At 48.2% G+C, this 12,684-nt stretch carries 12 protein-coding genes and 1 other RNA gene; 4 read left to right on the top strand and 9 right to left on the bottom strand.

The features are described from left to right. Window positions 1–911: 911 nt before the first annotated feature. Window positions 912–1,318, top strand: an RNA gene (gene rnpB / locus ACTHMC_RS02595) — RNase P RNA component class A. Window positions 1,319–1,321: 3 nt separating this feature from the next. On the opposite strand, the gene ACTHMC_RS02590 is transcribed toward rnpB, so the two are convergent. Genes ACTHMC_RS02590 through ACTHMC_RS02575 form a run of 4 tightly spaced genes read right to left on the bottom strand, consistent with a single transcriptional unit; the run spans window position 1,322 to window position 4,019 of the window. After that, window positions 1,322–2,248, bottom strand: a complete 927-nt coding sequence (locus ACTHMC_RS02590) for a CPBP family intramembrane glutamic endopeptidase (RefSeq protein WP_440410548.1) — start codon at window positions 2,246–2,248, stop codon at window positions 1,322–1,324. An 11-nt stretch (window positions 2,249–2,259) separates the two neighbouring features. After that, window positions 2,260–3,210: a phosphate acyltransferase PlsX gene (gene plsX, locus ACTHMC_RS02585; protein ID WP_440410546.1), complete on the bottom strand. Its 951-nt coding sequence runs from the start codon at window positions 3,208–3,210 to the stop codon at window positions 2,260–2,262. A gap of 34 nt (window positions 3,211–3,244) precedes the next feature. After that, window positions 3,245–3,436: a 50S ribosomal protein L32 gene (rpmF, locus tag ACTHMC_RS02580; RefSeq protein ID WP_440410544.1), complete on the bottom strand. Its 192-nt coding sequence runs from the start codon at window positions 3,434–3,436 to the stop codon at window positions 3,245–3,247. Between the two features lie 34 nt (window positions 3,437–3,470). Beyond that, window positions 3,471–4,019, bottom strand: a complete 549-nt coding sequence (locus ACTHMC_RS02575; RefSeq protein WP_440410542.1) for a YceD family protein — start codon at window positions 4,017–4,019, stop codon at window positions 3,471–3,473. Between the two features lie 185 nt (window positions 4,020–4,204). Between ACTHMC_RS02575 and ACTHMC_RS02570 the strand changes: the two genes are divergently transcribed. Continuing rightward, window positions 4,205–4,678 carry a DUF4920 domain-containing protein gene (locus tag ACTHMC_RS02570; protein ID WP_440410540.1) on the top strand — a complete coding sequence of 158 codons (474 nt, stop codon included), beginning with the start codon at window positions 4,205–4,207 and terminating at the stop codon, window positions 4,676–4,678. Between the two features lie 66 nt (window positions 4,679–4,744). Here ACTHMC_RS02570 and ACTHMC_RS02565 read toward each other — a convergent pair whose 3' ends face one another. Together ACTHMC_RS02565 and ACTHMC_RS02560 are read right to left on the bottom strand one after the other, a co-directional pair. Further along, entirely contained in the window at window positions 4,745–5,497 is a 753-nt protein-coding gene (locus ACTHMC_RS02565; RefSeq protein ID WP_440410539.1) for a DUF2314 domain-containing protein, read from the bottom strand. A 10-nt stretch (window positions 5,498–5,507) separates the two neighbouring features. Beyond that, window positions 5,508–6,104, bottom strand: a complete 597-nt coding sequence (locus ACTHMC_RS02560; RefSeq protein WP_440410538.1) for a hypothetical protein — start codon at window positions 6,102–6,104, stop codon at window positions 5,508–5,510. A 143-nt stretch (window positions 6,105–6,247) separates the two neighbouring features. On the opposite strand from ACTHMC_RS02560, the gene ACTHMC_RS02555 reads away from it, so the two are divergent. Further along, window positions 6,248–7,078 carry a hypothetical protein gene (locus ACTHMC_RS02555; protein WP_440410537.1) on the top strand — a complete coding sequence of 277 codons (831 nt, stop codon included), beginning with the start codon at window positions 6,248–6,250 and terminating at the stop codon, window positions 7,076–7,078. 27 nt (window positions 7,079–7,105) lie between these two features. Here the strand turns inward: ACTHMC_RS02555 and ACTHMC_RS02550 are convergent, their stop codons facing one another. From ACTHMC_RS02550 to ACTHMC_RS02540, 3 genes are all read right to left on the bottom strand, one after another. Then, on the bottom strand, window positions 7,106–9,337 hold the full coding sequence (locus ACTHMC_RS02550; RefSeq protein ID WP_440410535.1) for a cation:proton antiporter domain-containing protein: 2,232 nt from the start codon (window positions 9,335–9,337) through the stop codon (window positions 7,106–7,108). A 68-nt stretch (window positions 9,338–9,405) separates the two neighbouring features. Then, a complete protein-coding gene (locus ACTHMC_RS02545; RefSeq protein WP_440410533.1) occupies window positions 9,406–9,756 on the bottom strand; it encodes a hypothetical protein in 351 nt (116 codons plus the stop codon). A 47-nt stretch (window positions 9,757–9,803) separates the two neighbouring features. Then, the gene (locus ACTHMC_RS02540) at window positions 9,804–10,568 is read right to left on the bottom strand and encodes a DeoR/GlpR family DNA-binding transcription regulator (protein ID WP_440410531.1); all 765 of its coding nucleotides are present in this window, start codon (window positions 10,566–10,568) and stop codon (window positions 9,804–9,806) included. A gap of 267 nt (window positions 10,569–10,835) precedes the next feature. On the opposite strand from ACTHMC_RS02540, the gene ACTHMC_RS02535 reads away from it, so the two are divergent. Further along, on the top strand, window positions 10,836–12,413 hold the full coding sequence (locus ACTHMC_RS02535; protein ID WP_440410530.1) for an FAD-dependent oxidoreductase: 1,578 nt from the start codon (window positions 10,836–10,838) through the stop codon (window positions 12,411–12,413). Window positions 12,414–12,684 lie beyond the last annotated feature (271 nt).

Here is a 12,684-nt window from a genome sequence, read left to right as displayed (position 1 = left end):
AGGGAAGTGAGCTCTTTCATCAACCGTTATCATCCGGCATATGGATATGGCGCCACGGAAGTGTACTTCAAATACTAGATCGATAATTTTTTTCTCTTCGTTAATTAACTGTTATCGCTAACCGGTGTTCTTGACATTTGATAACCGTTCATGCGCTTTATAAGCGCTTTGGTAAGGTATTCTACTTATTGATACAACTTTTCCCATTCTATTCGCTGACAGCCTATAATTCAAGCGATACAATTGCGTTTATATTATTGCCCTTAAACCAGATTGGAAATAAGATTGAATGCTTATGGAAATGCCTTTACCCCTTACCGGTAGTTACACCACCTTATCCACCCGGACATATCAGATTTGTCAACCTCGCGTGACCAGTACGCTGTGATCATTATGATCCTTTGTATCCATCACCTATGAAAAGGTTGATCTTATTGGCAGTTGTCATCTTTGGATTGTATCCGGTCCTCAGTAAGGGCAGGTTATGCCTGGCAGGTATTGATGAAAGTCATGCACAGAACAATCTTTATCACCTGCTCTGGTTCCTCGAAAAGAAAGACGGGGCCAAGTACTATTATCTGCCGGCCAATCACAGTTGTGGCTGTGCGGTGGGACAGTATACCAATACGGGAGAGTTCGTTCAATACATTTATGCTACCAAAGAGTATATGAAGCAGAACCCTGCGTTCAGGACTTTCCTGGATAGTGGCGGTATGCAGCTGCCGCCGAATTTCTGGGAAAAGAAGAAAAGATTACATCCTAAAAAAGATAAACTGGAAAAAGATACGAGGCAGGATACGCCCACGCTGCCTATCTCTGCATTGAAAACATTATCTCCTGAAACCATTGCCCGGCGCAGGTTCTGGAAGAACAGCAGCCCGCTGACCGATTTTGCTTACCTTTGCTTCTCAACTACAGACCGGGTTATCGCTATGCCGAAAGGCAGAGAGGAAAGTCCGGACAGCACAGAGCAATGTACCGGTTAAGCGCCGGGTCTGCGGCGGGCAGCAATGCCGGCAGTGGAACAGACAGTGCCACAGAAAATAACTGCCCTGCATCAGGGGCTCCGGTTCCTGGTGCAGGGTCAAGGTGAAAACGTGGGGTAAGAGCCCACGGCGTTGTGGGGTAACCTGCAGCGGGGGTAAACCTTGCATGCTGAAATGCCATGTATACCAGCTAATGAAGTTGCTCGCTTCGTTCATGAAAGTGAAGGCTGGGTGGGTAGGCAGCTAGAGCCGTTCAGTAATGGGCGGTCCAGATAAATGATAACCGTGCGCTTCGGCGCATACAGGATCCGGCTTACAGGTTTGTAGTTGATTTTTTATTTCATGTATGCATGACCGATAGCACCGCCTGCTTCCATCAGCCAGGCAATTCCCAGGTGAACGATCAGCCCTCCCCAGATACTTTTCGTTTGATATACCACTACTCCCAGGATCATTCCTCCGAAGTAAGAAGTGATACATTCCAGCAATGGCTTGCCGAAATGGATGGCGCAATAAAATGCTGCCATGGGCAGGATGGCATGCTTGCCTGCATAACGGGCGAATGCTAAAATGAGGAAGCCGCGGAAGAAAGTTTCGATGGTAAGGAAATCGATCCCGTAAGAAATCTCATAGATGAGTTTGTAAGTCCAGGTCTGTTGTACGAAGGGTTCAATGAAATCGATGCGGTGTACTTTGGGATAGGTGCGGAGGAAGTCGGCCTGCGTGCTGGCGAACACAATGAGCGGCACCATCATCAATAATAAGATGAAGTAGGGTTTGGCATCGAATCCTTTGATGCTCATGCCTGCCACCGGTTCTTTGTACTTGCCCCATTTCCAGATAAGTGTGATGAAGCCCAGTACCAGCAGGCATTTCAGCGGCCAGTTCAATACAAGGTAACCATATTGGTGCCAGGGAAAGGGTAGCTGACTGGTAAAGAGACGGGTGATCCAGTCGAACGATACCTTGCCTGCGAAAATTGCGGGAGCGGCCAATACCAGGAACCAGAAGAAAGGGGAGGGAGTGAATGTTTTGCGATGAGCTGCATACTGGATGAGCCAGGCTGCGCCGTACACAAAAGTAAATACACCAAAGAATGCAAGGAAGCGCAGACCGTAGTGGTCAATGCCCATGCATCGCTGTTCAATGCCAACGGTGTAATTGAGGATGATGAGAAAGGTGGTCAGCAGGGTGATCCCCAGCGCGGATAGTTTATTCAGTGAGCGGACGTATTGCTGTAAATAACCGATGATGGCTTTCATACAGCATCCGTTTACTGCTCTTTACTCTCAAAGCTGGCTTTCATCTTGCTGAGCAGATCGGAAGCGATCATCTTTTCGGCCAGCCTGATCATGTTACTGAACGCTTTGGCGTGGGAGATACCGTGTCCGATGATCACCGGTTTTGCAACACCGAGAACGGGTGTTCCGCCATAGTTCTCAAAGTTGAAGCGGTCGAGGTACTCATGCTGAATCCCTTTTCCATGGGTGATTTCGTAGAAGCTCTCTGCCAGTTTGAGGATCACGTTGCCGGTGAAGCCTTCGCAGACCATCACATCGGCTTTATCGAGGAAGATATCGCGGCCTTCCACATTACCAGTGAAGTTGATAGCGGTGTTTTCCTTGAGCAGCGGGTAGGTACTCTGTGCAAGGATATTACCTTTTCCTTCTTCTTCACCGATATTCACCAGGCCAACGCGGGGCTTATCGATACCCAGGATATGCTGGGCATAGAGGGAGCCGAGGATAGCGAACTGGTTGAGGTGTTCGGGCTTGCAATCTGCATTGATCCCAACATCCAGGAGGATACCGGTTTTGCCGTTATCCTTGGGAAGGAGGGTGGAAATGGTAGGCCTTTGTACCCCCTCGATGGCCTTGATGCTGTACATGGCGCCAACGAGCATAGCGCCAGTATTACCGGCGCTGATGAAGGCATCCGACTTGCCGGTGGCAAGCAGATGGAAACCTACTGCAATGGAAGATTGTTGTTTTTCTTTCAGCGCTTTAGTGGGATGCTCATGCATGTCGATGACCTGAGTAGTATGCACCACTTTCACTTTGTCTGCGGGAATATTGAATTCCTGCAGCAAAGGGTTTATTTGCGCTTCGTCTCCGGTCAACAACAGCGTTGCCGGTGATGTTGTCTCAGAAAAATACAGGTGAATCCCTTCCACCGCTGCGCGTGGTGCAAAGTCTCCACCCATCATATCTAAACCGATAATCATAGCCGGCGATCAGACATTTAGTACGTAAAGGGAATTACTTAATGGGGGAGATTTCAGCCACCACTTTTCCTTTGTAATACAGTTTGCCTTCGCTAACATGAGCACGGTGGCGTACATGGATTTCGCCAGTAGTGCTGTCTTGACTTAAAGTAACCTTCTCAGCTTTGTAGTGAGTTCTTCTTTTAGCACCTCTTTGTTGAGAATGTCTCCGTTTCGGATTGGGCATAACTCAGAAATTTATACAACTATAAAAAAAATGATCAATTACTATCTTCTAAATCTTTGAACTTCTCCAGTCCTTTCCACAGGGGATTGGCGGGAGAGTTATTGTTCGCATCCAGTTTGTTGAGCATGGCAAGTACCTCTTTATTGCAACCGGGGCCACCCATTTCTTCTGGAGTGCACATACGTTGCATGGGGATACTCAGGTTTACGAATTCATAGATCCAGTCGGCTATCCGCAAATGGCTTTCACCTTTTGAGATATAATATACATCCGGATCTTCTTCCTGGTCGTTCATCAGTTCAGGATCTTCCACGATCTTGACCACGATGTTGAATTCGTCCCAGAGCTCCAGGGGAAGGTCGTTTCCGCAGCGGTCGCAGGTTACATTCAACTTGCCACCCACTTCAAACTTCAGCAACATGAAACCGCTGTTCTTTTCGAGCGACAGCTTCACTTTTGCTATACAGTTCCGGAAATCCTGTTCCTGGTAATCCTCAAAGAACTTGTCATTTATCTCATATTCAAACTCATGGATGCCCGGCTTTAAACCGACAAAAGCGATATCAAAATTCCGACGATTCATGAGCTACTCTTTTAAAGAGTTTGCAAAGGTAGGGAAATCTGATTGATTAATAAAACAATATGTCAGCTAAATTGAGGGAATGAGTATAAAGATACGTCATATGGCCTGATAACAGGAGCGTTTGCAGCTAGAAATACCGCCGGAATTGAGTATTTTTGGCCTTCTAAAAACGTTCAGCGAAAAATATGAAGAATCTACTGATCAGCGCAGCCCTGCTGTGCTCCTTCTCCCTGACCAAGGCGCAGCCCCCGAAAGGCCCTGCCCCCGTAGGCACCGTGTACGGAGCCGAGCCAAAGTCAGCCGAGCCACTCCCCATTGCCGTTCTGCCCGAGCTCCTCGACCAGAAAGACAGTGTGTATACCACCATAAACGCCACAGTGCTTGATGTTTGCCCTAAAAAAGGCTGCTGGATCAGGCTCCAGGTGAATGACAGTACCGAGGCCTTCGTGAAAATGAAAGGGTACGCTTTTTTTGTGCCGCTCGACCTCATCGGTAAGACCGTTGTGCTGGAAGGCGAGGCCAAACTGAAGACCACATCCGTGGCCGAGCTCCGTCACTATGCCGAAGACGCCAAAAAGCCCAAAGCCGAGATCGATGCCATCACACAGCCGAAGAAAGAGATCAGGTTCCTCGCCAGCGGGATCAAAGTAGTGAAATAAGATAAAAAGAATATATGAGAAGGCCGGCATGCTTTAGGCGTGACCGGCTTTTTTATGCTTTGTAATTCAGGACAGTACCGGTACCAGGTGCTGCCAGTCTAATTGCCGCGCATAATCAAGTGCCGTTTTGCCAGCGTTGTTTTTCCTGTTCTTATCCGCACCCTGTTGCAACAGGATCTCCACTGAACTGAGATTGCCGGCAATGGTCTCGCGGTGCAGCATAGTGAAACCTTCCTCATCCGCATTGCTCAGCTCTGCGGGATGCTGTTGCAGGAATTCCACCAGTTTCTCTTTCATGTTCCGGCTCATCGGATGTTCAACCAGGTTCTCCGGATTTTCTTTCTGATTGTTCACGATGAGAATGTCATTGAAATCGCCGAACTCAAGTCCCCAGGCCGCATCATGCTCTTCTCTTTCCGCCGTTTCCATCAGAGACCGCATGGTGTGGATGGTAAAGCCACCGTAGGTGCGGCCTTCAATGGCAAAGAGCCAGTCGCTGATCTGCTCCAGCGGAAAACTGACCGGGTCTCCGTTATTCACATTGGTGAGCTCATTGGGCTGATTGATGAGGATGCCGGTAATATTGTCTCCATCGAATTCCACTTCGTTGATCCACATATGTTCTACCACCGGGTCCTGCTGATCAGGGAACTGCTGTGTAAATGCGATCTTCACACAGGCGAGGTCCAGACCCGGGATGATCCTGCGATATTCCCAGCTCAGTTCCCGCCAGAAATACCTGAAGCTGGCCTGTGCTTTCTGGAAAGCTGCTAACATTTCGGGACTATCGCCCCTTGCAAAAAAGATCTGTTCAGACATGGGTATTGATTTAGTTGAACGATGCTATAAACTCGTCGGTAAGTCCGGGCGGATTGGCAGCCCGGGTCCAGTTAAAAGGCTTTTCGTAATACTCCAGTTCATGGATCAGTACCGGGATATCTTTTCCGAATACGGAATTGATGAAGCCTTCATTGAAAAGGCTTTTCGTAAGCGCGATGATCTCATTGATAAAGGCTTCACAGAAAGCGTCGCCACGGTCCATCAGTTCATCGAACAGGTCGTCATCATCTTCTTCCGCCGCTTCAAATTGTTTATCGGTATAATGCCAGGAAGTGGCCTTGAGCCAGGCAGACAGAAATTTATCATTTTCTCCGCCGATGGTTTCGATATCTTTCTGTAACCAGAAAGCATAGTTCCATTTTGCTTCCTTTTCATCAGATGCATCTTTGATACGGCTTTGAAAATGGGAGAGTGTATTGTAACTGATGATGATCATCGGGTAACGCGGATCATCATCCTCTGTGGTGAACCAGAATGAAACGGCATACACTTCGTGTCTGTCGTCCTGCGGGATTTGCTGCAGTGCTGCTTTCGCTTTTTCCCGGGCAGATTGCCTGAATTTTTCGAGGGCGGTATTGTTGGCCATTTTCAATAGGCTTTTAGGTTTGAGAACAAATATCCTGCCGGTCACTTTACATGCGGGGATATAACATACAAATAATCATGGTAAGCAGGTATGGAAAAATCCGGATAAGCTGTCTACTTTTGTTCAGTAATAATACCAAAAAAATGAAAATATTACTCAGTTCATTATTAACCTTATCCTTACTTAATATCCATGCGCAAAAGAGATTTGAGGGAACCATCGTGTACAGGGCATACGAAGCCAGTGGTAATAACGTCAGAGAGGATACTGATCTTTCCGTGGAGTTTGGAAAACCTGGTATCAGGCTCAATGTTATCAAGAAGGGTGCATCTTCAGAGTCTATAATTCTTAATATAGATTCTGCTGCACAATATGAGCTTGATTCCCGTTTGGATACCTACAGGAAGAAAAATTTCGAGAGGAAGGAAAAAGCAGCGCCGTTGCCCGGCAGCATTGATTTCCTGGGATATCAGGCTGATGTAATTGATCTGTCTGAAAACTGCAACAACAAGATCTTCGGATCATCAAGTCGTGGCAGGGTCATTGCTTATCCTGCGAAAGACCTGTTTTATGACGTGCCGGAAGAATATGCTTCCACTTTAGAGCTCAGTATGCTTTACAAGGGTAAAGTGCTCTTAGGTTTCACCATGATCAATAAGATCTATTCAGAAGGGGGAGAGAAGTATGATACTTTTGAAGTAAAAGCAATTTCCATCACTCCGGGAGCCATTGCTGCATCAAGGTTTGAAGTGCCGAAAGGACTGACACTGGCAGAAACCTATTATCCTGTTGTTGATTCCGCATATGCCGTAGATTCCCCGGCAGATAATTATTTGGATACCGCAGCCGTAATGGTTGATACTGCTATTGTTGAAGTTACGCCTGCTGCGCCTGTTAAACCGGCGAAGCCAGCAAGCGGCGTTAAGAAGAAACCTGCTACACCTAAAAGCCCGATGCGTAAACCTAAGCAATAACTATAGTAAAAGATCCACCTGCCGGCACTAAGCCGGCTGGTGGATCAATTTATTGATCAGTTTTTTATCTCCCACTACAAACACCACATCATTCAGCTGGAACTCGAAGAATGATTCCGGGTTCAGAATGCGCTGGTCGTTTCTTTCCACTCCCACAACAATCCCTTTGATCTTCTCCCGAATACCGGAGCCACGGATGGTCTTGTTGAGCAGCACGGAATTGTCGCTCACTACAAAATCACGCAGCACCACATTATCAGGATTGGTCTCTTCTTCATCATGATGCTTCACGGGCCTGATGATGGCCTGCAATCTTTTGATCTGCGCATCCGAACCCAGTACAAAGATCTCGTCGCCTGGATAAACGCGCTCATTACGGCCTGGCGCGGAAATGCTGTGATCGCCGCGCTTGATCAGCACTACGTTGATGCCCAGCTGTTCCCTCCAGTGGAGTTCCTGCAGGGTCTTGCCGATCACGGCCGATTCTGGATGCAGTTCCAGCGTGGCGATGTGCGCGTCCCAGGGCGCCAGTTCCGAACGGTTCTTTTCTGCAGCCGCCAGTTCACGCTCATTGAAGTTGCGCATGAATCGTGCCTCGATACGGTCGTAGAATTTGCGGATCTTTTTATTGAAGGCGGCAATGATCACACCGATCACGAATACGGAAACCAGTCCTGCTTCCAGTGAGAAGAAACGGTGCATCAGGAAACCGATAAAGCTACCGGCCAGGAGTAACCGGAAAAAGTGGATCAGGTTCAACCTGCCGTTGTAACGGTTGCTGGCCAGCACTTCGCGGTACGCATTTGAATTGGTATTACGTACTGCCAGCGCATAGAGGAATGGCACCATTAACAGCAGGGTAATGAATATGGTGGCCCATTTAACCCAGGAGCCATCGCTGTAATGACTGCGGATATAAGGCAATGCGTATTCTGATGAAGCAACTACTATGCAGATCAGCAGCATGCCCAGCAGGAAAGTGTTCAGGAATGTGCTGCGCACCACCTGGTTCCAGGCGCTGAGGCCCTGTGTGTCTTTTATCTTAGAACCCGGACCGGATAGGGCATTGAGCACCTTCTCCGGCAATCTTTTTTCAAGCCATTTGTAAAAAGGCTTGCTGCTTTGAATGAGGTAAGGCGTAGTAAGCGTGGTAACGGCAGAAACCGCCACGGCAATGGGGTAGAGGAAAGCGCTTGTTACTTTGAGGGTAAGGCCCAGCGTGGCAATGATGAAGGAGAACTCACCGATCTGCGCCAGGCTGAAACCGGCCTGCACGGAGGTTTGTAATGATTGTCCGGCCAGGAGCGCACCGAAAGTGGTGCTCAGCACTTTACCGATAATGGTGATCAGACAGATCAGTGCGATAGGACCTGCATATTGCACCAGCATGGCTGGATCGATCAGCATACCCACCGATACAAAGAAGATGGCGCCGAAGAGGTCTTTCACCGGTTTCACCAGGTGCTCGATCTTTTCAGCCTGCGTGGTTTCAGCCAGGATGGATCCCATGATGAAGGCGCCGAGGGCAGGAGAGAAGCCCACTGCATTGGCAAACCAAACCATCAGCAAACAAAGGGAAAGCGACACTACAAGCAGGGTTTCTTCATTCATCAGTTTCCTGGTCTTTTTCAGGAAGGTCGGCAGGAAGAAGATGCCGCCTGCAAACCAGATCACCAGGAAGAACACGAGTTTGAGTACCGATAATAACATATCCGCACCTGCGAACTGCTGGCTGAGGGCCAGGGTGGAAAGCAATACCAGCAGCACGATGGCCACCAGGTCTTCCACTATCAGCGATCCAAAAACAAGTGAAGCAAAACGTTGTGTTTTCACGTTCAGCTCTTCAAAGGCACGCAGGATAATGGTAGTGGAGGAGATGGATAAGATACCTCCCAGGAAGAGGCTATCCATGGAAGACCAGCCCAGTAATTTACCGGTTCCGAAACCCAGGGCGATCATGGCCACTACTTCAAAAACAGCGGTTATACTGGCGGGAGCTCCTACTTTGATCAGCTTTTTGAAACTGAATTCAAGACCAAGGCTGAACAGCAGGAAGATCACCCCGATCTCTGCCCAGATCTGGATATTGGTTGGCTCATATACGGTAGGCAGCCAGTGAAAATGCGGGCCTACGAAGAAGCCTGCAATGATATAACCAAGCACAACGGGCTGCTTCAGTTTTTTAAACAGTAAGGTAACAAGGGCGGCGGCACCAAGGATCAGCGCCAGATCCATAATCAAGTAAGGCAAATGCGTCATTCGCAGGAATTGATCTGTTAAAATTCGGGTTGCGGGAAAAAGGCACAGGAACTATATGGCGCGCTTCACTACCAGAAATAATGATTGGGGAAAAGGAGCAACCGGCTCAGGATACTGGTATACGATGGCAGCAAGGGGCTGGCATGTTGTGAACGGGTGCAGATGATCAGTGCTAACGGCAAAGTATGTCCGTTAATGATATTGTCGTTACCGTTATTGCGGCATTGCGTAACACTGCGGTTGCAGTTATCACGGTGAAAGGTTTCGGATTGCTGGTCGGGATGATGCCCCTTTACCGGTGCAAAGAAAGCCTTCTTCACTTTCAGCATGGGAGCGTGTACACCCATTACACGTGGCAGTTGGGTAGCGTCACGCCTGATATGGCCGGCATTCGCAGCCAGCGCACTGAAGAGGAACAAGCATATGACCAGCCAGTATTTCACTGCGCAAATATACGCAATTGAGGTCAGACTATCGTTACTGCAATGCCCATTCCCTGCAATGTCTTGACTGTATGCTCCGATATTCCGCTGTCAGTAATGATCTGCTCTACATCTTCCAGTCCGCAGATCCTTCCGAAGCCACGCTTTCCGAATTTGGAACTGTCTGCCAGTACAATCGTTTTCTGTGCCGTTTCGATCATCTTCCGGTTGAGGTGTGCTTCCATGGCGTTGGTGGTAGTAAGGCCAAACACTATATCGATGCCATCCACCCCCAGGAATAATTTATTACAGGAAAGATCGCCGAGTATCTTCTCGGAGTAAGGACCTGTAACCGAAGAGGAGCTTTTGCGAAGCAATCCACCCAGTTGTATCACTTCGATCTCAGGGTGGCGGATCAGTTCGAGCGCCACATTCAGGGCGGCCGTTACCACGGTAAGGGAACTGACGGGATGGATATGTTTGGCCAGTGCCTGCACAGTAGTGCCGGAGGCAATGATGATGCAGTCGTCCGGCTCCACCAGGGAAGCCCCGGCAATGGCGATCCGCGTTTTCTCTGCAGAACGGATCTTTTCCTTCTCATTTACCGGCTTGTCAACCGTATATGGGTTGTGAAGGGTTCCGCCACCATGTGTTCTGAAAAGTAAGTTCTTGTCTTCCAGGAGTTTTAAGTCCTTTCGGATTGTTACGGATGAAACGTTCAGTTCACGGCAAAGGTCCAGTACCGTTACGGAGCCTTCAGCCTGGAGGCGGGTTAGTATATGTTGATGACGCTCGGTAATGTTCAGCATAGATCAGATTTGTTTTCCATCGAAAAAGCGAAAGGTTACCCTTGCTTCAAATTATGATTTCTGGGGCAGACTTACAAATATCCCTCAATAAATTTAAAAATCAGCATGTTATGAAATCATGAACTTTCGAATGCTGTTGAAAAGGCGTGGAAAATAAGTTTCGTAACATTTCTTTTGAAGTTTCGAAGTTTCACTTTACTTTCGTTTCGTTGTTTTTCGTTTTTGCCTTTTATCAAATGAAATCAACAGAAATAAAACAAGGTCCTGATGATCCTTTCTTCCTTCCAAGATGATGCCCGTCGCAAAGTTTTCCTGCAACAACTGGGATCCACCCGGTGGGACCTGGCCATCATCGGCGGTGGCGCCACCGGTCTGGGTATAGCCCTCGAAGCAGCAACCCGCGGATACAAAACCGTACTCCTTGAACAGTCCGATTTTGCCAAAGGCACCAGCAGCCGTTCCACCAAACTGGTGCACGGCGGTGTGCGCTACCTGGCACAGGGCAATGTGAAGCTCGTCCGCGAAGCCAGCATAGAACGCGGGCTTCTCTATCGCAACGCCCCGCACCTGGTGAAGAACCAATCCTTCATCATTCCACTCTATAATTTCTGGGACAGGCTGAAATATACCATCGGCCTTAAAGTATACGACTGGATTGCCGGAAGACTCAGTCTCGGTTCCTCCGTTTTCATCTCACGTGCCGATACACTCAAGCGCCTGCCCAATATCAAAAGCGAAGGGCTCATCGGCGGCGTATTGTATCACGATGGTCAGTTCGATGATTCAAGACTGGCCGTAAACCTGGCGCAGAGCATCTATGAACACGGCGGACTTGCATTCAATTACATTCAGGTAACCGGACTGATCAAGAATGGTCAGCAGGTAGCAGGACTGCAATGCATGGACACGGAAACCCAACAGCATTACACCGTGAATGCAAAAGCAGTGGTGAATGCCACTGGCGTTTTTGTGGATGATATCCTCCGCCTGGATAATCCCAAAGCGGGCAAAACGATTGCGGCCAGCCAGGGTATCCACCTGGTGCTGGACAAAAAATTCTATCCTGCGGACCATGCACTGATGATCCCGGAGACCAGCGATGGCCGCGTACTGTTTGCAGTACCCTGGCACGATAAAGTGGTAGTGGGCACAACAGATACTCCTGTTGAAACCGCTTCACTGGAGCCGCTGGCCCTTGAAAAAGAAATAGCATTCATTCTCGATACCGCCTCACAGTATTTTGTTGAGCAGCCCACACGTGCCGATGTGCTCAGTGTGTTTGCAGGACTACGCCCACTGGCCGCACCAGCAAAAGGACAAAAAACAAAAGAGATCTCCCGCAGTCATAAGATCATGGTGAGCCCCAGCAAGCTTTTTACCATCCTGGGTGGTAAATGGACAACCTTCCGTAAGATGGGAGAGGACCTGGTGGATCGCGTTGAAACGGAACTGCAATGGGAGAAAAGAAAAACAGCCACGCCATCCATGCATATCCATGGATACACCAACAGCATCAATGAAAATGATCCCTTCTCCATTTATGGAAGCGATGCACATCGTATCAGGGGGATGATGAACGGAGATGCAGGAGTGTGGATCAGCGAAAGCCTGAAGATCCACAAGGCGCAGATAGTGTGGGCGGTGAACGAAGAAATGGCAAGGACGGTGGAAGATGTACTGAGCAGAAGAACCAGGGCCTTGCTGCTGGATGCAAAAGAAAGTATGAGGATTGCTCCCGAAGTAGCAGCTGTTATGGCTGATGCTATGGGTAAAGATGATACATGGATAAAAGAACAGGTGGAAGCTTATAAAAATCTTGCAGAAAAATACTTGTTGAAAGTGTAGAACGATTGTGGGAATGAATGGTAGTGCAGGGGTTTGGTTGGTTCTTTGGGATCGGCTGAAACCCTTATGCCTGTTGCGTTTTAATAGAATAAATAAATTCATTTTCTGCAAGAAAAAGTACGTTGAATTAACATTCGGGTAACATGCAGTTTGGAATTTTGCTTCAAACATTAAACTGCGTATATACATGAAGTTTAGTATATCAACACTTAACCATTTATTGCTTATGAACAAGAAAACGATTGCTGCAGGAAGGCTTGTTATGCGCATG

It is taken from the genome of Pseudobacter sp., assembly GCF_051955275.1.
In the GTDB taxonomy this organism is placed as follows: Bacteria; Bacteroidota; Bacteroidia; order Chitinophagales; family Chitinophagaceae; genus Pseudobacter.
The sequence above is the reverse complement of the archived record's forward strand: the minus strand, read 5'-3'. Positions and strand labels throughout refer to the sequence as shown.